Annotated in this window: 25 protein-coding genes and 1 riboswitch; of the genes, 9 read left to right on the top strand and 16 right to left on the bottom strand. The window is 42.0% G+C overall.

The genetic code is table 11. The annotated features are described in order from the left end of the window. The first annotated feature begins 9 nt into the window (after positions 1-9). A complete protein-coding gene (locus V7K62_RS11770) occupies positions 10-1,275 on the top strand; it encodes a hypothetical protein (RefSeq protein WP_334864101.1) in 1,266 nt (421 codons plus the stop codon). Positions 1,276-1,373: 98 nt separating this feature from the next. On the opposite strand, the gene V7K62_RS11765 is transcribed toward V7K62_RS11770, so the two are convergent. Then, positions 1,374-2,258 (bottom strand): DUF4351 domain-containing protein, encoded by an 885-nt coding sequence (locus V7K62_RS11765; protein WP_334864100.1) that lies wholly within the window; start codon positions 2,256-2,258, stop codon positions 1,374-1,376. Between the two features lie 94 nt (positions 2,259-2,352). Further along, the gene (locus V7K62_RS11760) at positions 2,353-2,895 is read right to left on the bottom strand and encodes a hypothetical protein (RefSeq protein WP_334864099.1); all 543 of its coding nucleotides are present in this window, start codon (positions 2,893-2,895) and stop codon (positions 2,353-2,355) included. Between the two features lie 340 nt (positions 2,896-3,235). Here V7K62_RS11760 and V7K62_RS11755 point away from each other — a divergent pair, with 340 nt between their 5' ends. Then, a complete protein-coding gene (locus V7K62_RS11755) occupies positions 3,236-5,224 on the top strand; it encodes a S8 family serine peptidase (RefSeq protein WP_334864098.1) in 1,989 nt (662 codons plus the stop codon). A gap of 742 nt (positions 5,225-5,966) precedes the next feature. Here V7K62_RS11755 and V7K62_RS11750 read toward each other — a convergent pair. The 8 genes from V7K62_RS11750 to V7K62_RS11720 form a co-directional block, all read right to left on the bottom strand. After that, positions 5,967-6,749 carry an ATP-grasp domain-containing protein gene (locus V7K62_RS11750; RefSeq protein ID WP_334864097.1) on the bottom strand — a complete coding sequence of 261 codons (783 nt, stop codon included), beginning with the start codon at positions 6,747-6,749 and terminating at the stop codon, positions 5,967-5,969. 282 nt (positions 6,750-7,031) lie between these two features. Then, a complete protein-coding gene (gene thiC / locus V7K62_RS11745) occupies positions 7,032-8,405 on the bottom strand; it encodes a phosphomethylpyrimidine synthase (RefSeq protein ID WP_334864096.1) in 1,374 nt (457 codons plus the stop codon). A gap of 7 nt (positions 8,406-8,412) precedes the next feature. Next, a riboswitch (TPP riboswitch) is annotated at positions 8,413-8,509 on the bottom strand. Between the two features lie 134 nt (positions 8,510-8,643). Then, a complete protein-coding gene (locus V7K62_RS11740) occupies positions 8,644-8,799 on the bottom strand; it encodes a DUF6887 family protein (protein WP_334864095.1) in 156 nt (51 codons plus the stop codon). Between the two features lie 281 nt (positions 8,800-9,080). Next, positions 9,081-9,212 (bottom strand): DUF6888 family protein, encoded by a 132-nt coding sequence (locus V7K62_RS31520; RefSeq protein WP_442937259.1) that lies wholly within the window; start codon positions 9,210-9,212, stop codon positions 9,081-9,083. A 149-nt stretch (positions 9,213-9,361) separates the two neighbouring features. Continuing rightward, positions 9,362-9,838, bottom strand: a complete 477-nt coding sequence (locus tag V7K62_RS11735) for a DUF2726 domain-containing protein (protein ID WP_334864094.1) — start codon at positions 9,836-9,838, stop codon at positions 9,362-9,364. Beyond that, positions 9,838-10,548 carry a hypothetical protein gene (locus V7K62_RS11730; RefSeq protein WP_334864093.1) on the bottom strand — a complete coding sequence of 237 codons (711 nt, stop codon included), beginning with the start codon at positions 10,546-10,548 and terminating at the stop codon, positions 9,838-9,840. The genes V7K62_RS11735 and V7K62_RS11730 overlap by 1 nt, the downstream gene beginning before the upstream one ends. A 179-nt stretch (positions 10,549-10,727) precedes the next feature. Then, positions 10,728-11,231 (bottom strand): GNAT family N-acetyltransferase, encoded by a 504-nt coding sequence (locus tag V7K62_RS11725; protein ID WP_334864092.1) that lies wholly within the window; start codon positions 11,229-11,231, stop codon positions 10,728-10,730. A 26-nt stretch (positions 11,232-11,257) separates the two neighbouring features. Further along, positions 11,258-11,551, bottom strand: a complete 294-nt coding sequence (locus tag V7K62_RS11720) for a type II toxin-antitoxin system TacA family antitoxin (protein ID WP_334864091.1) — start codon at positions 11,549-11,551, stop codon at positions 11,258-11,260. A 153-nt stretch (positions 11,552-11,704) separates the two neighbouring features. Between V7K62_RS11720 and V7K62_RS11715 the strand changes: the two genes are divergently transcribed. Beyond that, on the top strand, positions 11,705-12,325 hold the full coding sequence (locus V7K62_RS11715; protein ID WP_334864090.1) for an rRNA large subunit pseudouridine synthase E: 621 nt from the start codon (positions 11,705-11,707) through the stop codon (positions 12,323-12,325). 135 nt (positions 12,326-12,460) lie between these two features. Here the strand turns inward: V7K62_RS11715 and V7K62_RS11710 are convergent, their stop codons facing one another. Then, complete coding sequence (locus V7K62_RS11710) at positions 12,461-13,012, bottom strand: DUF2231 domain-containing protein (RefSeq protein WP_334864089.1); 552 nt, start codon at positions 13,010-13,012, stop codon at positions 12,461-12,463. 436 nt (positions 13,013-13,448) lie between these two features. On the opposite strand from V7K62_RS11710, the gene V7K62_RS11705 reads away from it, so the two are divergent. The 4 genes from V7K62_RS11705 to V7K62_RS11690 all read left to right on the top strand — a co-directional run bounded on the left by V7K62_RS11705 (position 13,449) and on the right by V7K62_RS11690 (position 16,584). Next, complete coding sequence (locus tag V7K62_RS11705) at positions 13,449-14,015, top strand: HD domain-containing protein (RefSeq protein ID WP_334864088.1); 567 nt, start codon at positions 13,449-13,451, stop codon at positions 14,013-14,015. 185 nt (positions 14,016-14,200) lie between these two features. Beyond that, positions 14,201-14,737: a hypothetical protein gene (locus V7K62_RS11700; protein WP_334864087.1), complete on the top strand. Its 537-nt coding sequence runs from the start codon at positions 14,201-14,203 to the stop codon at positions 14,735-14,737. Positions 14,738-14,758: 21 nt separating this feature from the next. Further along, on the top strand, positions 14,759-15,595 hold the full coding sequence (locus V7K62_RS11695) for a CheR family methyltransferase (protein WP_334864126.1): 837 nt from the start codon (positions 14,759-14,761) through the stop codon (positions 15,593-15,595). Between the two features lie 209 nt (positions 15,596-15,804). Then, positions 15,805-16,584, top strand: coding sequence for a hypothetical protein (locus V7K62_RS11690; RefSeq protein WP_334864086.1), 780 nt, complete (start codon positions 15,805-15,807; stop codon positions 16,582-16,584). Between the two features lie 291 nt (positions 16,585-16,875). On the opposite strand, the gene V7K62_RS11685 is transcribed toward V7K62_RS11690, so the two are convergent. Further along, entirely contained in the window at positions 16,876-17,616 is a 741-nt protein-coding gene (locus tag V7K62_RS11685; RefSeq protein ID WP_334864085.1) for a class I SAM-dependent methyltransferase, read from the bottom strand. 240 nt (positions 17,617-17,856) lie between these two features. On the opposite strand from V7K62_RS11685, the gene V7K62_RS11680 reads away from it, so the two are divergent. Beyond that, the gene (locus V7K62_RS11680) at positions 17,857-19,377 is read left to right on the top strand and encodes an ABC transporter permease subunit (protein WP_334864084.1); all 1,521 of its coding nucleotides are present in this window, start codon (positions 17,857-17,859) and stop codon (positions 19,375-19,377) included. A 3-nt stretch (positions 19,378-19,380) separates the two neighbouring features. Here the strand turns inward: V7K62_RS11680 and truB are convergent, their stop codons facing one another. Beyond that, positions 19,381-20,265 (bottom strand): tRNA pseudouridine(55) synthase TruB, encoded by an 885-nt coding sequence (truB, locus tag V7K62_RS11675; protein WP_334864083.1) that lies wholly within the window; start codon positions 20,263-20,265, stop codon positions 19,381-19,383. Positions 20,266-20,580: 315 nt separating this feature from the next. On the opposite strand from truB, the gene V7K62_RS11670 reads away from it, so the two are divergent. Further along, complete coding sequence (locus V7K62_RS11670; protein WP_334864082.1) at positions 20,581-21,111, top strand: hypothetical protein; 531 nt, start codon at positions 20,581-20,583, stop codon at positions 21,109-21,111. Between the two features lie 29 nt (positions 21,112-21,140). Here V7K62_RS11670 and V7K62_RS11665 read toward each other — a convergent pair whose 3' ends face one another. From V7K62_RS11665 to V7K62_RS11655, 3 genes are all read right to left on the bottom strand, one after another. After that, positions 21,141-22,859, bottom strand: a complete 1,719-nt coding sequence (locus tag V7K62_RS11665) for an ATP-binding protein (protein WP_334864081.1) — start codon at positions 22,857-22,859, stop codon at positions 21,141-21,143. A 291-nt stretch (positions 22,860-23,150) separates the two neighbouring features. Continuing rightward, the gene (locus V7K62_RS11660; protein ID WP_334864080.1) at positions 23,151-23,624 is read right to left on the bottom strand and encodes a response regulator; all 474 of its coding nucleotides are present in this window, start codon (positions 23,622-23,624) and stop codon (positions 23,151-23,153) included. A gap of 52 nt (positions 23,625-23,676) precedes the next feature. Further along, positions 23,677-25,950: an ATP-binding protein gene (locus V7K62_RS11655; RefSeq protein ID WP_334864078.1), complete on the bottom strand. Its 2,274-nt coding sequence runs from the start codon at positions 25,948-25,950 to the stop codon at positions 23,677-23,679. Positions 25,951-26,039 lie beyond the last annotated feature (89 nt).

Below are 26,039 nucleotides of genomic sequence, written 5' to 3'. Positions count from 1 at the left end.
ACAACCATTATGAAGTGTATTAACTGCGGAACTGATAATAAACTAAAAGACCGGACAGCTAATCAAGGTCGGTGTATAAAATGCAATCATCTCTTTGCCTTTGAACCGACTAGTATGAGTAATGTTCAGATTACCGATCCTTTTTTTGCAAAGGCGATCGCTGACATTTCTGCAAATAACACCTTATTTTTTACACCCAAGCAACTGCTTTATTTTCTAGATAATCGTCTAGGAAAAAGCTCAAAGTCAATTTCACGATTTGGCTGGTTACTTCCCTTTTTATGTATTAATCTTATTACATCACTAACGATTTTTATCCCGATAATAGTAAATCTTGCGTTTATTAATTTCTTTTATGCAAGTAGCAAATCAACTAAAATCAATCTTGTAAGTCGCAAACAGAATGCGAGGAATTTACAAATCATAGGAGGAATTATCCTTGTCATAGGAATTTTACTAAGTCTCGTCTCAAACTCATTCCGCCTCTTTGTTATTTTTGTTGTTATGGGAATGCTGCCCGTATATTTAGGAACCCGACAGCTAGGGCGAATTGAATTATTAACGCATGAATTTTTATTTTCTGAATCTCAAGTTAAAGATTGGCTAGCTCGTTGGCAGCAAATCAATGGTTCAATTCTCAAAATTCTTCCTTCTCCAAACCAGGAAAATACACCAGCCACGATTAATCCTGATGTAACAGCTTACAGTTTTGATAGATTAGTGGTTTGTGATAGTGCTAGTATTGCTCAACTATTAATTGCTAATAATTTTCACTTTGAAAACAACTGTGCAATTCTCAGCATTACTGGATATCCCCAAAGCATTTTTGACACTACAATGCAAATGCTACGGCGTAATGCCGATTTGAAAGTCTATGCAATACATGATTGCAATCCACGAGGAATTACTTTAGTTCATAATTTGAGAACCAATGCTAATTGGTTTCTCAATAGCGAGATTGTGATTATTGATATTGGATTAACACCACGTCAAATTATCGCTACTAAACGCGGAATGTTCATTCAATCCTCTCCAGAGTCGGCGCAAGCAGCTAAACAATTGCCTGAAGAAGTTCGTCAAAGTTTATCTGCTGAAGAATTAGTATGGTTAGAATCTGGAAAGTTTGTGGAATTGGAATCTTTCAGTCCCCAAAGAATACTTAAAGTTCTGCAAAAGGGTATTGCTGGCAGTCGAGATTTAGGAAGTGATGACAGCAGTTTGCTTTTAATCGGCGATACACGAAATGATATGTACGTTGTTGAAAGTTTTGGTTAGTATTCTCATATTGACTGTAGGGGCAATTCATGACTTGCTCCTACATCAATAAAGTGCAGTCTCATATAAGATTTGTTTAATTAATTTACAGATTGGATTTATTGAATTTGTTGGTTTAACCAAGCTTCTAAATCAGAAAAAGCTGAGAAGTCTAACAACGCCTCTCCTAACGCCTCCAATTGTTCAATAGATAATCCTTGAACTCGCTCATTAGTAGATGAATCAATCTCACCAAGACGCCGATTTAATAGACGTATAATTAAACGTTGTTCACCTTGTTGTACAGCTTGTTCCCGATCTTGTTGATAAAGTGGTTGTAACCGCATAATTAACTCCCGATCGTCTTCTTCTGAATTTTGATTAACTTGCAAGTTTTGTCGCAAGTTATAAAGTAATTCTAGCGTTGCTCTGCGAAATGGATGATTTGATGATAGTGCTTCTAATTCATCTATTGCTTGTTTTTGCACTGTTCCTCGACCGAGAATTCTTAACCACAGAGTTTCTTGGGTGCGCGGTAACTGGTGGATCGCAACGATCGCAGTCCGTAAATACTCTGCGATAAAATGTACTCCAGGTAGCCACTCTACCTTTTGAGTAGCACCGAATCCTGACAGGAGCGTTGTGGATGCTGTTGGAGTGAGTATCCATAATTTGGGAAGTTCTAATTCTGGAATGGAAGTTTTATTTCGATTTGCTTGACGTTGTAATCCACCCCTTACTTCTAATAATTTTAACAGACAATCACAAATTTCTTCTTTTGATGCAGCGTTGCGGAATGGTTCAAAAATGGCTGCTGTAGCTGCAAATCTTCCTAATAATCCTAGTGTTTCTAAATTCGTGCTTTGTTTTGTTAAAGGAGAAAATAAAACATCGATTTCTCGAACTTCTCCCGCCACACGGCTAGAACCTTGCACTTCTCCATAAGGTTTTAATAATTCTTCCAAATAATCTTTTGCAAATTGGTCATGGATAAATCTAGTCATTCAATCAAAAAAGATTTAGACAATAGTGAAGCATGGTACTTATATTACCGTCAACTTAGAAGTAAGAATATCTCTAATATGTCTAATTTGTAATTTATCTCAAACTTCTTTCCATCAGCATCTGAGGTTCGACATTCTCAACATTAGCGATCGCTTCTAACTGAGAAATCCCAGCGATCGCATCTACAATATTACCTGATTGGGCACGTAACCAAGCCGCATGAGGCGCATAAGAAAAGCTTTGCACAACTTCATAACCCGCTCGATTGATCACCTCGTGCTGCGACTCCAGATCAACGCCTTCAGCAAAGCGGATAAAAACCAGTCCAGTTGGTACTGCTAGGGAACCATTAGATTCTAGTGTATAAACCGGACTCAATATACCCTGTGCTGATTGATTGGGTTCGCCTGAAAAAACTGCGATTGCACCGTCGTTAAGTTGTAAAATTGCTCCTACTGCCACCGTGCCGGGTTGATTGTAATGTATTGCATAGTACCCAGATTTACGAGTGTAGGATACAGCAGTACGTAGGGGTAGCCCGCCGTTGGCATCGCTGCCAACGCGAATTTGTTCAGGATAATCAGAAAAATAGTCTTTTTGAAATCTCACTTCAGCAATCAGGGGTAGAGAGTGCACCTGTAGAAAATACTCAACCGGAAAATAAAACATCTTTCTCAAGTTCTAATGATGTTATAGCGTTTTTCAGTGGTGTGGAATACATTTTTGTCATCGTGATGCCCAGTTATAAAGCAACCTGATTTTAAATCCCCTCTTTTCTGGAAAGACGAATCGAAGGCTTGTATGAACATAGATAGATTAAATTCTGTATCGTAATACACATATAACACATGAAATAAGAAGTATCCAGAAACTAAACGTAAGCTCACCATGTATACAGCAAACTTTAAAAGTAAGGCATAATACGGGTTTCCCAATTCTCAATTCCCAATTTTCAAAACATTTAGGAGATTAAACAATGGTTCAGGTTCGCTATGGTGGACAGAACGGCCAACAGTATGAATTTGCTATCAGTAACGAACACGTTGTAGTGCGTACCGAAAGCCGCAGCACTCTTGTCGGTGCAAGATCCTTTGAAGTCGCACCTGTATCACCCATAGCTCGTAGTATTCTCAATCAATTTGAGTTAACAACACGGTTTCGGCAAGCGGGTGTAGAAATTTTGCAAGCGAAAGTTCCGAATCAGGGTGTCGCTTTGCGCGATCGCGCCCGTGAAATTCTCAACAAAGAATCTCTTGTCCAATTTGCCGGACGTGTCCTGATCGATCCAGTATCCCAACAACCTATAGTTTACACCGAAAACCTTTTTGTTAAATTTGATAGCGAAGAAGAGTCAGGTGTTTGCCAAGAGGTTTTAAGACGTTACAGCTTAACAATTAAACGCCAACTTGAATACGCACGAAATGCTTATTTTGTGAGTGCTGCTGCAAATACTGGTATAGCCGTCTTTGACATCGCCGAGAGACTTCTGAATGAGGAATCAGTAGAACTGTGCCATCCTGAACTAGCGCGTGAGTCACGCCAACGTCAGGTTTTCCCGCAGCAGTGGCACTTAAAGCAAACAACAATTAATGGTAAATTAATCAATGCCCACGCCAACGTTGAAGCAGCTTGGAAGTTGAGCAATGGTACTGGAACAATTATTGCAATTATCGACGACGGTGTGGATCTGGATCATGAAGAGTTCCGTTCCTCTGCCAAGATTGTTGCTCCGCGTGATGTCACACGTAAAACGAACAATCCCAGACCGGGAAATGATAATAACCACGGTACATCCTGTGCAGGAGTAGCGTGTGCAAACGGCAACTTTGGGGCATCTGGTGTAGCACCGGGTGCAAAACTCATGCCGATTCGTTTAGCTTCGGCGCTGGGGTCACAAGATGAAGCAGATGCTTTTATTTGGGCGGCTCAAAATGGTGCTGATGTCATTTCTTGTAGCTGGGGCCCAGCAGATGGTACTTGGTTTGAGCCAGACGATCCTGCACACAAGCAAAAAGTACCTCTGCCTGATTCCACCCGACTGGCTATAGACTTTGCAATCAATAAAGGGCGCAACGGCAAGGGTTGTGTAATTTTATTCGCGGCTGGCAATGGTAACGAAAGCGTTGATAATGACGGCTACGCCAGCTACCAAAAGGTGATTGCGGTGGCAGCTTGTAACGACTACGGCACAAGAAGCGCTTACAGTGACTTTGGTCAGGCGGTTTGGTGTGCCTTCCCCAGCAACAATGGTGACAGTTCTCAAACCACTGGAATTTGGACAACCGATCGCTCTGGTGTACTTGGTTATAATTCGGGTAATCGGAATCTGGGTGAGGCTTTAGGCAACTATACGAACGAATTTGGCGGAACTTCTAGTTCCTGTCCAGGTGCAGCAGGTGTAGCAGCCTTGATTCTTGCCAGAAACCCAAATCTGCGTTGGGATGAAGTGCGAGACATTTTTAAACGCTCCTGCGATCGCATTGATTCAGCTGGAGGTAAATATGATGCCAATGGTCGCAGCCCTTTCTATGGTTACGGTCGAATCAATGCTCTCAAAGCTGTAGAATTGGCCAAGCCCGCGCAAACATCGCCTATCAGCATATTTAAAGCAGTCCAAGATATCCCAATTAACGACTTGCAAACATCAACATTGTCGTTGGCGATCGCTAATACTACTCTCCTAAAATCCATCAAAGTTAATGTAGACATCGAGCATACTTATATTGGGGATCTGGTAGTTACTCTCCTTCCCCCAGTGCAAATAGGCATACTTCCCATAATTCTGCACGATCGCCAAGGCGGAGTTACAGATAACATCAAAACAACTTATGACGAGGTAAACACCCCTAAACTTGCTGCCTTTAAAGGTAAAAGTCCCCAAGGAACCTGGACTCTGGAAGTTGCAGATAAAGCTAACGCAGATACAGGAAAGATTCGCAGCTTGACCATTGAAATTGGATTTTAACTTTTCCAGCAGAAGTCCCACATCTCACTTTTAGGAGTGTGGGGATGCCAGACGAGAGCGACGGGAAACCCGTCTACAGCGCTGGCTCATGAATGCGCGTGAAACACGACGACAGTTCTCCGACGGCAGTTGCTCCACTTGGGGAGACCCCAGACGCTCGCAGACTCGCTAACGCTGCGCTATCGCTTTTAGCGTCTCCCCTTGGGAGAAGACCGCACTGCCTCACCAATGCCGTAGGCGAGTGAGGAGAACATGGAGGAAACGAACAAATATGTTATAATACAATTGGTTTGCTTCACCCTCGTTGGTGTCTGAAAAGCCTCTGTCTTGTGGCATTATGATCATTAGCAAGCGACTCCGTTGCACAGCACAAAAGTAAGTAGGCACATCTTGAGTAATACAAGTAACCAATTGGTTTGTCCAATAGCGCAAAAAGATGCAGCATTCATCTAGGACAGTAAAACTTGTAAGGTTCAAGGTAGGAAATTGATAGTCTGCGGCAGGGCATGACGTGGACTTAAAACAAAGCTCAGGTAATGTCTTCAATGAAGAGTCTCTGAGAAGCCTACACTGTATGCTTGCATCAGTGTAGGTACGTCACGTCAAGGGTATTGGCTTAAGGATAATTATAGGTTGGGTAGAGCGATCGCTCTACCCAACCTATTTGCGTAAATTTCGTGATGAATTGAGGGTTGAAATTTAAACGCAAAGGTTAGCGCAGAGGAACCCAAAGGTTTAATCATCAAACTACCCACAGTTGAGTAAAACGTTCGGCCGTCCATCCAACAATATCTGATACCTGTCCATCACCAATTTCTACAATTCGCTTAGTACCATCTCTACGCTCTATTACATCCACAGAAAAAAACTGACTTTTAATCCGCTTGGCACACTCAAAAACAATCTCTGGAATTTCTTCATCTGGTAAAGCGGCAAAAGGTTTACCATATACGACAAAGTAACGCCTCTCGGTTTCAGGCACAAAATCTTCAATCCGCCGCACACAAATACCTCCCTCAATACTGCCCCGAAACCTCTGCATTTCGGCAACCACTGTTTCGATTTCCGAAGGTTTATCAATCATCGAACCAACTGAGGTTTTGAGAGACTTAACATAATCTTTGATAAAAAATCCATTCCAGGCAAGTCGATTCAACTCACTCTCTAAATCATCATCGACAGAATAAAATTTAGTCTCTGGAGTTAAATCAGTAATCAGGGGATACCAGTTTATCAGATAGTGTGTGGCTAAATACTCAGCCTTAGAAGTTAAGACGCTTGCCCCTGTACTCTCTACAACACTAACTAATAACTCATAATCTCCGGGCGAGAGCATCCAACCCCGATAGACCACTTTTGAATCAGAAGTGGGGACTGGAATAATCTTTGATGAACCAGATCCCAGCGACTCCAAAGAAATAACGGAAGTTGCAAACCCAGCATTTTGCATACAAACAACTTGCTCCAAGTATGCTGCATCCGCTTTCTTAGGATCGAAGTAATCACTAGGAAAAAGAAATCTCACAGTATTTGGATTGAATATACAGCTAATTACTAACTATAATAATACTTCCAAAAAATCAAATCACCAGTAAATCACAATGATAATCATCGCGTAGCGTAACGCACCACCTCAAATTTTAGGAAGAATATAGCGTTTCCTAATCATACAAGGTAAATCATAGCCCCCTCCTCGCTTGCGGGGAGGGGGTTGGGGGGTGGGGTTTTTGTACCTGACTCAAGCGAGAACCGCTATATCCTTAACGATTCCCAATCCAAAATCTAAAATCTAAAATCCAAAATGGTATTAGCTTTGAGTCACAGTCTCTTTCGCCAAGAATTTCTCTAATTCTGTCAGCGCATCAGCATCAACCTTGGTTTGCATTGGGCAGAACTTAGGCCCACACATTGAACAAAACTCAGCAGTTTTATAGATATCTGCCGGCAAAGTTTCATCGTGATATTCCTTAGCTCTTTCTGGATCGAGTGATAATTCAAACTGACGGTTCCAATCGAAATTGTAACGCGCCTTGGAAAGTTCATCATCTCTATCCCTTGCACCAGGGCGATGTCTAGCAATATCAGCCGCATGAGCCGCTATTTTATAGGCAATCAACCCATTCCTGACATCTTCGGCATTTGGTAGACCCAAATGTTCTTTAGGTGTTACATAGCACAGCATTGCAGTACCGTACCATCCAGCCATTGCAGCACCAATGGCTGAAGTGATGTGGTCATAACCGGGAGCAATATCTGTCACCAATGGCCCCAAAACATAGAAAGGTGCTTCCGAACACTCTTCCATCTGCTTACGCACGTTGAATTCAATTTGATCCATTGGCACGTGTCCAGGCCCTTCCACCATCACCTGTACATCATCTTCCCAGGCTTTGCGAGTTAGCTGTCCGAGGGTTTTCAATTCAGCTAATTGTGCTTCATCTGAGGCATCATGGGTGCAGCCCGGACGTAGGGAATCTCCTAAACTGAAGGAGACATCGTACTTTTTGAAAATCTCAATAATGTCTTGGAAGTGGGTATAAAGTGGGTTTTGTTTGTGGTGATGCAACATCCACCGCGCCAAAATACCGCCACCGCGAGAGACAATACCAGTGAGCCGGTTTCTCACCAAAGGCAAATGCTCAATCAAAATCCCTGCGTGGATAGTTTGATAGTCTACTCCTTGCTGGGCGTGCTTTTCGATGATATGGAGAAAATCATCAGCAGTTAGATTCTCGATTGTGCCGTGGACACTTTCTAAAGCTTGGTAAACGGGTACTGTACCAATGGGAATAGGTGAAGCCTTAATAATAGCGCTGCGAATTTCATCCAAATTACCGCCACCTGTGGATAAGTCCATTAAGGTATCAGCACCATACTTTACCGCCAGATGCAGCTTATCAACTTCTTCCTGAAGATTAGAAGAGTTGGGAGAAGCGCCGATATTAGCATTTACTTTACATTTGGAGGCGATGCCAATAGCCATCGGCTCTAAGTTAGTGTGATTAATATTAGCGGGGATAATCATTCTTCCCCGCGCTACTTCCTCACGAATGAGATCGGCCGGGAGATTTTCCCGTTGGGCGACGTAGTGCATTTCTTCGGTGATAACACCTTGGCGGGCGTAGTGCATTTGAGATACATTAACTTGCCCACGTCGTTTAGCAACCCATTCTGTCCGCATATTGTAATTCCTCAATAAACAGCTTCCCTCCGCTGGTATTACCCAGACTCAGGTGTTAAGGGTGTGATCTCAGCCTGGTTATGTAGGCACCCCTAGCATGGATGTAGTGTACCACCTTGGTTATGTCTGGGAGCAAGGGTGTTAAAAATTTATGCTGTTTTTCGGAGTCTAGCGATGTCTACGACGGGCTGCGCCTACGCTGTTTCTGTTGAATAATGTCTAATATCGCCTTGTGGATTTATTCTGGAGTCATGGATGCGGGATAAGTTGCAGAGGGAGGTTTTGCCGTCAAACGATCCGCAAATGCGTAAAAAGCCTCTTGATCGTCTCGATGTTCATAGACATAGGCGCGTAATTCTGCTTCACTCATAGCATCAAAGTTTGGTTGACTCATAGATATTCCCACTTGCCATCACGATTAATTAAAATTTCTATTTCATTGCCACCTAAGAGGATGTTTGAAAAGTGGTTGGCTGTGATTTTAGGCACTTCTAGATCCCCCCTAACCCCCCTTAAAAAAGGGGGGCAACCTCTCTCAAAGTCGCCCTTCTTTAAGGGAAGCCACTGCGCCCTTGCGGTTTCCCGACTTGTTCGCGCAGCGTCTCCCCTTGGGAGAAGCACGTGGCGGGGATTTAGGGGGATCTCAAAGTATTTGCTACCAAGAAGAGGACTTGTTCATTCATCCTCTAAGATGAATATGTTTCCTGTCCGCTCATCTAGACGAACTATGTAGATAGGCAAGTAAGCTGTGGTCACTGATTGACACAGGTAGACACACTTTAGGGCTTGTGCTGCTGTTGGAAGGATAACCGCTCCTTTGATCTAAAAGCTTATTTATATTTTATGGTAATTTAATCGAGCCAAAGCCATACCATAGTCTGTTAATTTTGCGTAGTTTACAGCCGGAGGCATCGCTGAGATTTATTGATATTGGCGTGCAAACATCTTGTGGTTTATCAAGCTGTAACTCGAACATCAGAAGAAAAAGAGTGTTCGCAATACTTTCTAATTAGGGCTTGGGCATTTTCTCGTCGGTTTCCTGTAAATAAATTGAATATTACTTCTTCATCCTGAGAGTAAAGATGCAAGAATCCAAAGTCTTTAATCCGTGAATAAAGTAAGGGAACCTCTGCAAGAGCGAGTAAAGTTGCTTTTTTGCGATCGCGCTCTCTTGCGTCAGGATAATCATGATATGAAGATTGAAATTCTACCACTAAACAAGGCTCATAGTCATTATTCGTGATTAGAGCGTCTACACTGCTGGAGCTAAATAAAAACTTTTTTAGATCCCAATTAAGGTTGCTATCTAGTTCACAGAATGAGCCTAAGCTTACCTGCGTATGAATTTTATAATTTTTATCTATACAGGTTTGCAAAAATTCCAACATCCTTTGTTCATAAGGATTGACCAGTCTTTTAAGTTTTACAGACATTACTTTTGTTCCATTAGGATTTTTGCGAAGTAACCAATAAATTCTTCTAGAACTTCATTTGAAGTAATACAGACTTGCCACATATAAGGGAAAAGTCTATCTTCACTTAGAATGAGGTAACTACTATTTTCACTTAAGTCTTCAATGCGAAAGCTATTTCTTGGAATAATTTCACTATCAGGAATAATGAAAGAAGGCTCATACTGATCGTATGTGCATTTATTTAAAGCAATTTCGCCTAATGTTTTCTCTTCATGTTGTAATATATCCCAGTATTGGGGAAAAAGTGATGCTAAGAAAATTTCTTTTTTACTAGGTAAAATCCATACTACTCCATATAAACAAAACCCAATTTCTGAAACCGAAATACCTGAATTTTTATCTGTGATAAGTGTCCAATAACCAAGTTTTAGAACTTGTTTCCATAAAATTTTTTGAGGAATAGAAATACAAAGTTCCTCTTTACGTTGAGCTAAAACAAGTTGATAACGTTTAGCTCCTTTTCCAGGATTCTTAAGTCGATATCCTACATATTGGGATGTCCGATTTTCCTCAAACTTGTTATAAAAACCAAGTTTCTCTAGCATACTGGTAGCCAAAGACATTAAATCTTCCCCGCCTTCAATCACCTGGATATTTGTTGAAACCAAACGGGGAACACCGTTTTCTACCTCAAAACGCTGGATGACATCGTATATAATTTTTGACATGAATTAAGCCCCAAAAACCTTGGCTAAGGTTCATGGGAACAGTCTAACGCTTATTCTAAAATAATCCAATAGTCTTAGATAAGATTTTTAGATTTTCTGGGAAGTGCTAATTTTCCCTATAGCTTGATGACTATACTAAAGGCGATCGCACCCCTCACATCCTTCAACCAAAGGCACTATTACAATGGCAGTTCAATACCTAAAGCTGCTTTTGCATCTGCCATTGTTACCATCAGCGTCAACGGGGCGACAGGAGAAGGGGTAAAACCGCACTTTTCGTAGAACTGCTTGGCTTCTTCGGAAATAGCATGAACCAGGATAGCGCGGACGCCGACAATCTTTGCCGCTTGCAATGTGCGAAAAACTGCATCGCGTATCAGAGCATAGCCGATTCCCTTGCCCTGCCATTGCTGATCAACAGCAAGCCGCCCAATTACCATCACCGGAATCGGATCAGGCTTATTGCGGCGGACTTTTCCCGATGCAATGCTACTCAAAACACTGCCGGTTGCCAGACAATAATACGCAATAACTCTTCCTCCAACCAGTACTACATACGTTCGGGAAGCGCCCCCACCTTCGTTTTTCAGCCCGCGCTTTTTCAACCAGTCATCCAATTGAAGGCTACCGGAATGAAAATCTTCTAGGTGATGGGTTGAATTGAGCGGTTGGGGGGCTTGCATTGGCTGATTCTGTTCGCCCGATGCCGTCACTCCCACGGTGCCTTGGTAGTCAGCACTTTGCGAAGGTTTTCATTGCCAGAAGGCGGTGCATCCAGAAGTTCCATAAACTGGTGGAATTTCTCTTCTTCCAGCATAAACAGCCGACGATCCAGCAACACTGTTTCTGCTTCCCGGCACGCTGTTTCCAGCATAAAATCAGAACGGTTCTTGCCCAGCGCCTCAGCAGCACGGTCGATCAGATCCCGTTGCGCTTGCTGCGCCCGGATGTTGATGGTTATATCACGGTTGCGATTAGCTGATTCGGCGAATGGCGGTTGCATCGATCATCTCCTTCACTGCCCTTACCATGACTATACAAGTTTTGTATATACAACGTCAACACAAAATTGCCGATATCAGCATGGCAAGTGAACACTTGTGCTATGAGAAGTGGGGAGTGAGGGAGAATAACATAATGCAATGCCATTCGCTCTATGCCCAATCATTACCGATATATTATTTTCTACAAACCATACAGCGTTCTCAGCCAGTTTACAAAAGACGCCCCCACACATAGCACCCTAAAAGATTATATTGATGTGCCTGATGTCTATCCTGTGGGACGCTTAGACTGGGATAGTGAAGGATTGCTGCTGTTAACGAACGATGGACAATTGCAACATCGCCTCGCTCATCCGCGTTTTGGTCATAAACGCACTTACTGGGTACAGGTAGAGCGAATTCCAGATGCTGATGCGATCAAAAGGTTGCAAACAGGTGTGGAAATTCAAGATTACCGCACTCAACCAGCAGAAGTTAGGCTCCTACCAGAAGAACCACAGCTACCTGAACGCACCCCACCGATTAGGTTTCGCAAAAATGTACCGACAGCTTGGCTGGAAATGACTTTGACAGAGGGAAAAAACCGCCAAGTACGGCGCATGACTGCGGCTGTCGGGTTTCCGACTTTGCGACTGGTCAGGGTCAGCATCGCTCACCTACAATTAGATGACCTACAATTGGGTCAATGGCGCGATCTCACCCCATCTGAACTGCAATTTCTGCCTAATTTCAGTAAATCGAAAAGTTTTCCCCCAAAAGTCAATGTTCCATAATAGGAATTCGACTTTCTACGTTGACTTGCCATTAACTTTGATCTAGAGCAGGTGACGTACCTACACTTCCTGAGTACAGGTCAGATGTAGGACTTCTGCTGATTTAGTTAAATGCCCCGTTTCCCTCTGCCTTCTTTAAGGATATCTTCTGCTACCTGCACCCACTACACCGATTTTGTGGCGATAGGAGAGTTCAGCACCAAACCAACCAGAAAGACTAGTCAATGTACCAACAATCAGGGAGATTAACAGTCCCCAAGGTAGTATTCGGGATTCAGCGTCGCCCAAGCGTAGGAGGAAGTTGACCAGTGATAAAACTAGTATAGAAACGTTAAGTATCAAATGTGCCCAACCAGCTGTGCGCTTGCGGACTCGTTCAATTTTAAAAAAGTCGCTCAGACCGATCGCAGATGCAAGGATGCCTCCAGCTAATCCGAGTCCGATTAACCATAACGAAGCCCTAGCCCAAAAGAAATCACTAGTTAACCAGTAACCGATATCACTTCCCAAGGCGGCGGCTAAAAAGGCTATGGGAAAGATCACACTTAGGGGATGTAGGGGATGTCCGGCGATCGCAACTGTACTAGGTACACCGCTATCAAGATACTCACTGTCGTTACTTTCAATAACTGGTGGAATATTTGGGAAAGGTGTTGAACCTGTTTGCGTTGTTTCTGTAGTTTCCATTATTATTATCCTGAATTTATGAATGTTACATTTTTAAGTTGAAAGAATTTTTTCAACATTAGATTCAGCGTGTAGGATTAGTTTGCCTACTTCTACTTTTAGTTAGTTGACTTAACTAATTTTATGCTGAAATCTAGTGCTACTTTCGCATCACCTGGTAATCGAAAATATGTTCTCCTAATCCAGGATTATCTGACATGATGAAAGTTAACTCCTAGTTTGAATACCACATCCTTGAGTAAATCTAATAAACTAACAGCAGAGTTTTATCTATCTGGCGATGGAATATAGATATAAATATTGTCTATCTAATTTCAAATTTCAATTTTACCTCTGTACCCCTTTGATCCTTTGTTACCTCTGCGCTGGGAGCGATTTGTTATAAAATTGACACAAACCCTTGATTAGGTTAAGTTCTCCTGACTCCTTTTATACAATGCTCTCAGAACGTTTTACCGCAGCCCTTACCTACGCCACCCAATTACACGCCAACCAAGTTCGTAAAGGTTCAGGTGTCCCCTACGTTGCCCATTTATTAGGTGTCGCCAGTATTGCTTTAGAATACGGCGCAAATGAAGATGAAGCGATCGCAGCCCTCTTACACGATGCGATCGAAGATCAAGGTGGCGCCACAACACGAGAAGAAATTCGCCGCCGCTTTGGTGACAATGTAACGGCAATTGTAGATGGTTGTACTGACGCTGATACAACTCCAAAACCCCCTTGGCGACAGCGCAAGGAGGCATACATTGCTCATATTCCTACTGCTTCCCCATCAGTTCTGCTTGTGTCTTCAGCAGATAAACTTTACAACGCCCAGTCTATTCTCAAAGATTATCGCATTTTGGGCGACTCACTTTGGGAACGTTTTCAGGGGCGTAAAGAAGGTACTCTTTGGTATTATCGGGCGCTTGTGGATGCCTTTAAAAAGACTGAAAATACTGTAATCATTGAGGAATTAGAACGGGTGATTTCGCAAATTGAGGTATTAGCATCTAAATAAAAATTTTGATTTACCCAGAAGTAGATAAAAGATTCATAAGAACTAGACCAATAGCCTTTTTACAGACACGATATAGTCATATCTCTCACGAATAAATTTTGGCTTTTAGGTTCTCTCTTTAGATAAAAAATCTTTCTCTCGGTAGATAGGTGTACTTACATTATTATGGCTGCTATGTTACGAATATGACGATAGTAAGACAAAAGACGCTAAATCCAACCGTAAATCCTTCAGTAAGTCCTCCAGAAAACTTGGCAGAAAAGTATATGGAAGCAGAGCGTATGCATGATGTTCTGCTTTTACTGCAAAACTTGATTAACAGTGAAGAAGCCACTGTGAAACTAATTCTGGATTGTCTTTATGATGTTGGTTCAGTCAATCTGATCAATCAAAAGCTTCGCCTAAAACCCTTAAATAGGGTGATGAAATTAATTGCCCGAATGTCCAAACCAGTTTTTAAAACCTTAGCTTTAAATTGGTTTAAAAAGAACTGTCCCCAACTGATTACTAATTGGCTACATACGCAAGTCTCTTTTGAAAATGCCCAAAAGACACCCCAACAAGTAGCTATTGAAGTTGTACAACTAGAACCATATTCTATACCACAGACAGAAAATCTCAGCCAAGAGATTAAAAATCTGCGCTCCCAGGTGAGATGGCTAGCTGGGATTTCAATAATTGCGATCGCTATTTTAGTAGTAAAAGGCACTTGGTTAAACTGAAACTGATGAATGATGAATATTATGCCTCTGCCCAAACCGATCTTGGAGGACATAGAAATACACCTCCTCTTGGAAGGTGTGTATCAGTACTATGGTTATGACTTTCGCGATTATGCTCTTTCCTCACTCAAGCGCCGCATTCAGGGCTTTATGCACTTAGAGGGGTTAGCAAATGTTTCTGCATTGCAAGAGCGGTTACTCCACAACCGTGTCTATTTGGAGCGATTTTTGCTTGCTCTGACGGTGAATGTAACATCAATGTTTCGCGATCCTAGCTTTTATAACACCTTCAGAAATCAAGTTATCCCCTTCTTACAAACTTATCCGTTTATTCGCATTTGGCACGCTGGATGCTCAACTGGCGAAGAAGTCTACTCAATGGCAATTTTACTGCAAGAAGAAGGACTTTATCACCGTTGCCGCATATATGCTACTGATACGAACGAGAAGGTATTACAAAATGCCAAAAGTGGGATTTTCTCCCTGAAACTGATGCAGGAATATACTCAGCTTTATCTAAAAGCAGGGGGCAAGAAGTCTTTTTCAGAATATTATACAGCAGCTTACGATAACGCGATTTTTCGAGCATCCCTCAGAGAAAACGTTGTTTTTGCCCAGCATAATTTAGCAACTGACAGTTCTTTTAATGAGTTTAATGTTATTCTTTGTCGTAATGTCCTCATATATTTCAATCAGATACTTCAAAAGCGGGTACATGAACTGTTTTATAATAGCCTTTGCACCTTTGGCATTTTAGGTTTAGGAAGACAAGAATCTATCAGATTCACCTCTTATGAACAGTACTATGAAGAGTTAATCAAGGGTGAGAAAATATATAAGAAAATAGCAGGTGCTTGAAGAGAATGCTTTGAGTGGAGAACTGAATTATGAATTATGAATTATCCTAAAATAATTAATGCCCAATGCCCAATGTCCGAAAAATTTATGAATAAAATTGCGCTCGTTGTCAAAAGACAGTCTGTCAAACATTTTTTATTGTGTTCAGAAGATAGATTTAGCGATCGCTTAAGGTAAATTACACATTAAAGTCTTAAAGGAGATTGTCGATGCAACTTCTCGAATGTCCTCCTGTTGCAGTCATTGCTGGAGAAAATGCGGTTCATGTTTCTCAACTACCTTCTACATGGCAAGACATTGCTAGAGGAACCACGAGTGTCGGACTTTCCCAACCCCAAAGCTATGTTGAGATGGCACAATTGTTTTTGTATAAATTAGAACATGGTGATGTTGACTTATTTAGCGATCGCCCCCAACTAGCTCACTTGATACCCTCATTTTCCCAGCTATTTGCACAACTGGCATGGGAAACCCTAGAGTTTTTTGGGCAAGACTTTCTCAAACACAGCTATCCGAACTTTGCAGAAATTCTCCGTGATCTGGAGTTAAAAGGGACAGAGTATGCTAATGAAGTAAAAGTAGCTCGCATTGGCATAGATTTGTTCAACGAGTTTGGTTATGAACTACCAGCAAGTTTCTATCATGTGCATCTAGCACCAATTTACCGCGATCATGTTTTTGAAGAACGTGCCTTGCGATTTGATCAGCGCGATATCGAACACAAACGTGCTTGGGATGCCATACTCCATGCAGGTAAGGTGTTTGCTATTCAAATGAAGGTGCAAAGTATTGCTTCTAAATACGGTTTTACTTATCAACACGGCTGTGGTTGTAACTCTCATCTATCTTCCATTGATGTATCTCGTGGGGCGTTTGAATATGAATTGAGTCCCGAAAAGCGTCAGCGATGGATTCGCAGTTTCATCTGGACTGCTTGGTATGAATATGCCTTCTTTGCGATCGTACCTAATACGAGTTATTTGGTTTAACACACCGCGCCCTGATTCGTAATTCGTAATTTTGAGGTTTGAACTCAGGAGAATAAATAATGTTTCTTATTTCCTGATATCATATCTACTTGATTACTTATTAAATCCGAAGAATCCCACACCACAGGCGGGGAGGGGTGCAATGATTCCCGAATCTATCCAGAAAGCCCAAAAATCTCTCTCATCTGCATCTCTGCCCCTCTGCGGTCTTAATGATAAGTATTTTAACCGTACATTATATAACTACTAACTCAGCACGGGCTAAACGCCCCGCTCCGCTAACAGGACTCTTCATTTACTTGCTACCACAATCATTCGGCGGCTATCAAGCGCGAACAATTCACCATCGTAACCATAGCCCTCTACTTCGCTGAAGCCTGTTTGCAACAGCCAATCGCGGATTTCGGGAAAGGTAAAATTGCGAACAAAGTATTGACCACGCCGCACTTGTCCATCACGAATGATAATCCGCTCGGTATGGGTACGATTGGTAAGTGCATCGTAGCGGCTGCGTGCGAGCATATAATTACCCTCACGCTCAGTAATTAACTCAGGCGTAAATTCTTGCAAGATGCGGCTAAAATTTTGAATATCAATTAGCAATTTGCCACCTACTTTTAGAGCGCGATACGCTTCGGTTAAGACCGATCTATTTTCATCGTCATCGAAGTAACCGAAAGCTGTGAAGCAGTTGATGACATAGTTGAAGCGATCGCTAAAGGGTAGAGAACGCATATCGCCTTGAAGGTACTCTACCTTAACCCCGTTGCTAGCCGCATCTTGATTTGCTTTTTCTAAGAAGAAAGCTGTTGCATCAAGTCCAGTCACATCATAGCCACGAGCCGCTAGCTGATTAGCAATCCGTCCATGCCCACAAGCTAAGTCTAAAATACTCATCCCTGCTTTTAAATCTAGCAATCGGCAAATGAGGTCAACTTCGTGTTGAGTACGTTCTGGTGTCAACAACGTTTCATAAAAGTAAAGATAATCTTCCTCGAACACGCTGTTACGATCAAATGTATTTGCAACCATTTTGAATCTGATTTATAAAGTGAATTTTCAATATGGATAGGATGATACTTTTGAAGAGGATTTACTGAAGTCGCGATCGCTAGTTGCCAACCCATCCACAGAAGCCTCTACGGACAACTCTGTGTCCATTGTTCTAGAGAATTTTACTATATATTGCAGCAATTATGCTTGACTGGATTTTTGATTAACGATCGCCAGTCATAGTCTTAGCTTAGGTATTTTTGGAGAAGTCTAAAGAATATGACTCGATTAACTGTTGTTCTTTGGTTACGTCAGCTAGTTTTTGGCTTCAGCTTAAGCTGTCTACTTTTACTTTCAGGTTGTATTACAGATGGTTCCACTGCTGGTAACACACTTACGGTTGCTACAGAACCTACATTTCCGCCTTTCGAGTTTCAATCTGCCAGTGGTGATTTGCAAGGCTTTGACATTGATTTGATGAATGCGATCGCTCAATCTGCTGGCTTGAAAGTTAAATATCAAAATATGCCTTTTGCTGGGATGATTCCAGCATTGCAAGCGCAAACTGTAGATGCCGCAGTTGCAGCAATGACGATTACTGCCGAACGAGCCAAGACAATTTCCTTCTCGCGTCCTTACTTCAAATCAGGGCTAGCGATCGTTACCCGCACAGATAATCAAAACATTACCAATTTCGATCATCTTCAGAACAAAACGATTGGCGTGCAAATTGGGACAACTGGCGCACAGAAGGCTAAAAGTATTCCCGGATCTGAAATTCGCACTTTTAATGATTCACCTTTAACTCTTCAAGCATTAATCAATGGTAATGTCGATGCCGTTCTTAACGATCAGGTGGTGATCTTATATGGCATAAAGAGGGGCAACCTTAACGGACTCAAAGTGGTCAGCACTCTGCTAACAGAAGAATTTTATGGCATTCCTACACCTAAAGGATCGCCCAACTTGCAAGCGATTAACCAAGGTCTAGAAACGGTGCTGAAAAATGGTATTTACGCCAAAATCTACCAAAAGTGGTTTGGTATCCAACCGCCACAACTACCAGAAAAATCACCCATCGAAAACCAGGCTGCCGAAAAAGGCATATCCCAACTATCTACCTCACTAAGCATTATTTTGAAGTCCCTACCCACCTTGCTAAGTGGAGCTTTAGTTACACTTGAACTCACAGCAATCTCAGTCTTGCTGGGTATGATCGGGGGTACACTGATTGGAATTGTTCGCCTTTTCCCCACTCCGCCTTTGCCCTGGATTGCTAGGGCGTATATAGACTTTTTCCGGGGAACGCCGTTGCTGGTGCAGATTTTTATGATTTACTTTGGGTTGCCTGCTTTCGCCCAAAGTTTTGGTTTCACCTTCACTTTAAATCGTTTAGCAGCCGCGGTGATTGCATTGAGTCTCAATAGCGCTGCCTACATTGCTGAAGTTGTCCGGGCAGGTATTCAATCAATTGAGCCTGGACAAGCAGAAGCCTCTCAATCACTGGGTTTAAGCTCAGTGCAAACGATGCGCTATGTCATCTTTCCGCAAGCCCTCCGGCGAATGCTGCCACCTCTGGGCAATGAGTTCATTAGCTTGCTCAAAGACACCAGCTTAGTCGCGATCATCGGGTTTGAAGAGTTGTTCCGCAAAGGACAGCTGATTGTCGCTGACAACTATCGTTCATTTGAGATTTACGCCACTGTCGCCTTGGTTTATTTATTCCTGACTCTGCTTTCTTCTCAAGCCTTTAGTCGCTTGGAGCGATCGCTCAATCCCATTAAGGAAAAGAGCAAATAAGTTTTAAGAAAGCGGTTCAAAAACCATTTGAGGAACTAACACTTCATCTTGTAATTGTCCAACACCCAAAAAGCGAGTCTCTTCTTCATAAACTCGCACTATCCCAGTAACATCAGAATTTAGAGAAACTCGCTGACCCTGACACCATTTTTGAGCAGATATTCTTGGTAAAGTCACAGATAACAAATGTTGTAAAGCGACATCAGGGGCGAGAGGTTGAAATGTCCCGGCTTGCAGTTTAGTTTCTAAGTCGGTCAAAGTGAGACTATCTGTTAAATCGAAACCACTGCTTTGGGTACGGATCAAAGCTGCAAGAGTGCCACCAGTTTCTAAGATTGCACCTAAGTCACGAGCGATCGCTCTAATATATGTACCAGATCCACAGGCGATCGCTACATCCAATTCCGGGAAATCTCCTTCTCTCCAGTCCAAAATTTCTGTATGAAAAATTTCCACTGTCCGCACTGGAACTTCCACTATTTCACCTTTACGTGCTAAGTCGTAGAGACGTTTCCCATCCACTTGAATTGCACTATAATTCGGTGGTATTTGCTCAATCTTGCCTGCAAATTGTGCCAGTGCAGTTTTAACCTCTGCCAAACTCAATCCAGCACAAGCTTGAGAATTAATGATTTCACCTTCTAAATCATCCGTTGTAGTCTGCACACCCAGACGAATCGTAGCCTTGTAAGCTTTGTTTTCTGGCAGATATTGCAATAATCTTGTGGCTTTACCAAGTGCGATCGGTAAGACCCCTGTTGCTGCTGGATCTAAGGTTCCCCCATGTCCTACACGTTTGAGGCGCAACAATTTTCGCACCCGTGCTACGCAGTCGTGGGAAGTCCAGCCAAATGGTTTGTTTAAGTTGAGAAAACCTTGAGATAACACAAAATTAATACTTACAGCTTCTAAATTCTATTAAATACTCATTTAATGCTCAAAGCATTAATATTTAGCAATCAAAGTTTATTTAAGCATTGTTTTATCAGGATCAAGACATTCTCTAAGCACTTTACCGAATAATATACAAAAAGTGCAGATAACACCGAGTATTTTCCGCAAATATCACGATGTCATTTATAACTTTCAACACATAAAACTGTAATAATCAATAAATATCAGAGAAAACTTCATGAAAGTTTTTATTAGAAATGAAAGATTTTACCTGTAGCGCTTTTAGCAAAACAACTATCAATAGTTTTTATGAACATAAATCAAATTAAAAAATCAATCTTCACTACTACATTGCTTTTTTGTTCTATGTTGATTGTGAGTTGTAATAACTCTGGCAATAGTGCTTCTCAACAGAATAAAGTTAATCAAGCAAATACTGCAACAGCTAACCAAGTTAATTCTGAATCTATTTCTGTAAATCAAGTAAAACTAGATAATAACAAAAATAGTAAAAAACCGATTAATTCAGCATCAACTGAAAAAATATCTCTTAAAAACAATCAATCCCAGGTGATTGAAAACGATAACCCAATTGTTGGTACTATCAAAGATATCCAAAACGGAGACTTAAAATGCTACGTTACTGTTGTCGATGAAAATGGAAAATTAGATGAAGGTGTCGGTGCAGTATTTGATGTTTGCGAACCAGAGAAATACGTCAACAAAAAAGTAAAATTGTATTATACTCTAGAGAACGTCAGTGATTGCCAAAGTTCTGAGCCTTGCGGGAAAACAATCAAAGAATGGTTGATTAGCAAGATAGAAATTCAAGATGAATAATTACAAGATGCATTTGAAAATTATATAGTTTAAGTTGATGATGGGGATAGTTGAGCAGTTGGCAATGCCTTCGGTAAGCTGACAGTAACTTGAGTTCCTTGCCCCACTTGACTGGACAAGGTAATATTACCACCATGTAACTCCACACAAGCTTTAGCGATCGCTAGCCCTAAGCCTGTACCAGGGAGCGTATCCACGTTACTTCCGCGACTGAAGGATTGAAACAAATTTTCTTGATCTGCCATCGGGATACCAATTCCCTGATCTTTGATGTAAAAGATTGCTTCTGATTCTTTGCCGATGAGGTGGAATTCTATAGTACCTCCATCTGGAGAGTACTTAATGGCATTGGACATTAAGTTAATAAAAATTTGCTGCAAAAGTCCGCGATCGCCCCAAAATCCCTGATTCTTACCAGTAATTTTCAAAATAAATTCGTGGCGATCGCCTGCTGTTTCTCGCTCCTGTTCTACAAGGTCAGAAAAAAATTGGAGTAAATCGAATAGGATTGGTTTAAATTTGGGTTTTTCCAGTTCCAATTGGTTAACCAGAAGCATATTATCCACGAGTTTGGACATATACCTTGTTTTCTGTTCAATGATTCCCAAGAACCTCTGTTGTTTAGACTCATCCAGTTGGTGGTTATGTTTTACCAAAGTTGATGCAGCAGCCAGAATTGAAGTTAGCGGCGTTCGATACTCATGGGAAACTGTTGCAATTATTTGGGACTTAAATACATTGAGTTGCTTCTCTTTGGCAAGGGCTGCTTGAGTTTGGGCTAACAATTCCGCCTGTTGAATAGCGATCGCTAATTGCACCGACACTTCATTAAGCATTTCCGTATCATTAGTTTGCCAGTGTCGTTCTCCAGAATTATGGTGAGCAATCAATAAACCCCAAAGCTTGGGATTTGGGTTCCCATTGTTGCTCAGATTAATCGGAACCACCAGATTTGCTTTAGTATTAAATTGCTCTTTTAGGCTGACACAATTACACAAGCCAAGCTCATAGATATAAGGGATTGGGTTAGGTGGGGCCCCCTCTGGGGATAAGGGGTAATGGGGATTGGGCATTGGGGATTGGGAAAACTCTTCCCTAGTCATCAGTCCCCAATCGCCAGCCCCAACGCGATCGCACAATGCGACAGTCTGGTATGACTCAACTGATGAGGCAACTATCTTACCATCTGTATCTGGGGCAAACTGATATACCATCACGCGATCGCACTTCAGAAGTTGTTGTACCTCAGCTACAGCTGTATTTAAAATTTGGTCTAGATTAAGAGACTGGCGAATTCGTAAAGCAGTCGTGGCAATTAGGCGCTGTCTCTCCTGAGTTTTCTGGAGTTGGGCTTGCAAGTACGATTGCTTGATGGCGTTGCGGACTGCTAGTTGCAGCACATCCTGTGTCAGGTGTTGCTTGACTAAATAATCTAAAGCACCCCGTTTCATTACTTGCACAGCAACCTCTTCATCGCCACGCCCTGTCAACATAATCACAGGGACAGAAGTCTTAAATATCTCCTGCTGCATCTGATCGAAGAGTTCTAACCCGCTCATATCAGGTAGGCAAAAATCCAGCAGAATCACATCACAGCGTACTTTTCGGCACAAAGTAAGTCCTTCTTCTGCACAGTCTGCCTCTAAAATTTGGTAGGACTGGTGCGGATCTTTCAAAAGATATCGGCGATAGATTTTTCGATCTGCGGCACAATCATCGATGATGAGTAGCGTCCGTGTGTCCAACATAAGGTTATGAGGATCAGGGAGCCATATAGATCCCTTTTATCCAGATTGTGTTTTTATTGCATAATTCTAAAAATAATATAAAATAAGTATGAATAAAATCTCAATTCTTTAGGAATTCTAAAGCAATTCAAGCTGTGGAACGCCGTAGGAAAAACCGGAAGATGGAGAAAACACATCTACCAGAGACAAGCAGACACAGTGACTCAAAGAGGAAAATGTCGCTGTGCCCTCTGAGCCGTCTCTTTTATGATCATTTTGTTCCTACTGCCTCATCCACAGAAAATAAACAGATTAATCCAACACAGGCGGCGTATTGGCTTCAAGCCAGTAGTCCACAAATGCCTGAATCGTCTTTTGTAGTTCCTGAGCATCCATCGGCTTTACCAGATATCCATTTGCGCCCTTTTGGTAGCACAATTCAATATCCTTGGGGTTAGATGATGTGGTAAAAACAACGATGGGGATTCCTTTGAAACTCTTGTCTTGCTTGAGCCGATCTAAAATGTCACGGCCATCAATACCTGGCAAATTCAGATCGAGCAAGATTACAGAGGGTCGTAATGCTACTTTAGAATTGGGTGGGTCTTCGCCTTTAGTGTAGGCATCGTTCCCCAGTTTATAGAGGAACTCTAAAACCTCATCCCCATTCGTACAACGGTGTATGGGATTCTGGACGGACATACGCCGCATCAGACGTTGCAGCATCCGAAAATCTTCATTGCTGTCCTCAACAACGAGCAGCGGTTCATGAAGTTTTTTTGTCATTCGTAGTCTTAAAAGAGCTTAACAAAAATACATATTTAGTCATTATCTTAAACTATTCCAGCGTAAAATAGAACATTGAGCCAACACCTACAGTAGATTTCACCCAAATTTTACCGTTATGAAGCTCAACAATCTTCTTAACAATAGCTAGTCCTGCACCTGCTCCTCCACCGTACTTTTCCTGGGAGTGAAGCCGCTTAAATAATCTAAAGATGGTTTCTAGGTGATGCTGTGGAATTCCAATACCGTTATCGCGTATATAAAAGATTAGGCATGGGGCATGGGGCAATAGTTCATCTTCCCCTGCTTCTTGAGAAAGGTAGCCAATCTCAACCCATTGCTCTGCTTTATCGTTGTATTTGAATGCATTGCCAAGCAGATTACTAAAGACTTCATTAACGAGAACTCGATCGCACAAAACAGTTGGTAAAGGGCGAGGAATGCGAATATCCACAAGTCCAAAATCTTGACGACTAGCACCAAAAACCTCAATCACTTGGTTGAGTAATTCGTTGAGGTTAGTTGTTTGCAAGCGTAGTTGTGCTTGTCCTAGCTGCGAGAGTCGCAGTAGGGCATTAATCAGAGTTTCCATACGTACAGACAAGGAGACTACTGTTTGCAAGCACTCAATTCCGTCATCATCTAATACTTGACTATAGTCTTCTAACAGCACTGTTGAGAAATTATAAATACCCCGCAAAGGTTCCTTGAGGTCATGGGAAGCGGCGTAGGCAAAGGATGCTAGTTCTTGGTTGCTGCGTTCTAATTCCAGGTTGATTTTAGCTAATTCATCCGCTTTCGAGAGTACAATACCAACGATCGCATTTCTCAGAGCGATCGCACTATCAAGTTCACAAGCTTTCCAAGGTAGAGAAGTTAATCTAACCGTTTCTTGCCATTGTTCAAAGGATTTTCGGGGAGATAAGGTCAAGCTACCATCGGCCTGAGCTTGAATGGATTCCTGTGGATTACCTGCCCAGTGTACCGTTTGGAGAACTTCAGGGCGAAACCAAAGGATGTAATAGCGCCGGACTTTAGAAATCCGCAGTAGCAACAAGCCACTGGCAGTATCTTTAAATATCAGCGCCTCTGAGTAAAGCTTCGGCAGAGAATCAGTGGAAAACAGGTTATCACTAACTTGGGTATCCGCCCATTCAATTAGCACCCGAACTTCATGAATATTCGGTGTTGTCCCCACAAGGGTAATTTCATTATCCAGACAAACCGCCGCTCCAGAGGCACTAACAAGATCAAGCAAGCGGATTTCAGGTTTAATTAAGGCATCGATAAAATTGTCTGCTTGGGAAATAGATTCTAGAAACTCAGACTGTAGCGATTTCAGCTTTACCTTATAATCCCATTCCGAGTAACTGATTTTGTGCGCTAACTCTGAAGAGACAATCTGTCCCAAAAATTCGCACATCTTACGGACTTCGTAAGAAATATACTTAGGTGTTTGATGGTGGCAGGATATTAATCCCCAAAGCTTCTGCTCTTGAATCAGTGAAATCACTAAAAGAGCCTTCACTCCCATATTTTGATGATATTCAGTACAACACCAATCAAAACTCCGTAGCAGACAGTAGCTTAAGTCAAGCTGCTGATGCGTTCTTGGATTTTCCGTTGGAACTAGTTTGATCGGTTCGACAGTTAAATCGGGGAGAAATCGGAGAAAGCAGCGCGTGTATAACTCCCTAGCCTGGGCTGGAATGTCTGTAGCGGGATAGTGGAGTCCTAAATAAGGTGATAAATCTTCCCGTTTCACTTCTGCAACAACAGAACCCGCTCCTGACTGGTCAAATTGATAGACCATCACCCGATCAAAACCGATGATTTTTTGGACTTCTTCAGCCACCAAATGCAAAAATTCTCCCAGATTGGATGTGCTTTGCATTTTTGCTATCGCTTCACTCGCCAAAGTATAGAAGCTTAAGAAACTCAGTTCAGATTCCGAGTCCGTCGGTTCTAGCTCCAGAATCACAGCCTCTTCTATACGATGAGCAATAGCATCAAAGTATCGTTCATTATTAAAAGTGTTTATTAATACTTTAAAAGCATTAGCACTGCCAATTTTTTTCACTAAGCACTGCTTGACAATTTCCACTTGCCGAAGGTCAAGTAAATCGCTCAGGGGTTGACCGAGTAAATCTTCTGGCTCTTTGCCCAAATATGCTTGGCTATTCTTGCTAACTTGCAGTATCTCTAGCTGAGTACTGAGTGCCAGTAGAACGCCATGAGCTTGAATAGTGCCAGGTCGGTGAATAGGTTTGCGATCGTAGTTAGTCAGGGCTGTTGCTTGGGCTGTAGTATATTCAGGCTGGCTCATAACTGAACTTATGTAAAGCTGACTTTTACAATAGCGCAATTAAATGTCACATTTCTTTAAAGTATATGCCGAGAAGTAGGAATGCGATC

It is taken from the genome of Nostoc sp., assembly GCF_036917935.1.
Taxonomy (GTDB): domain Bacteria; phylum Cyanobacteriota; class Cyanobacteriia; order Cyanobacteriales; family Nostocaceae; genus Nostoc.
This window is presented reverse-complemented; position numbering and strand designations above follow the sequence as displayed.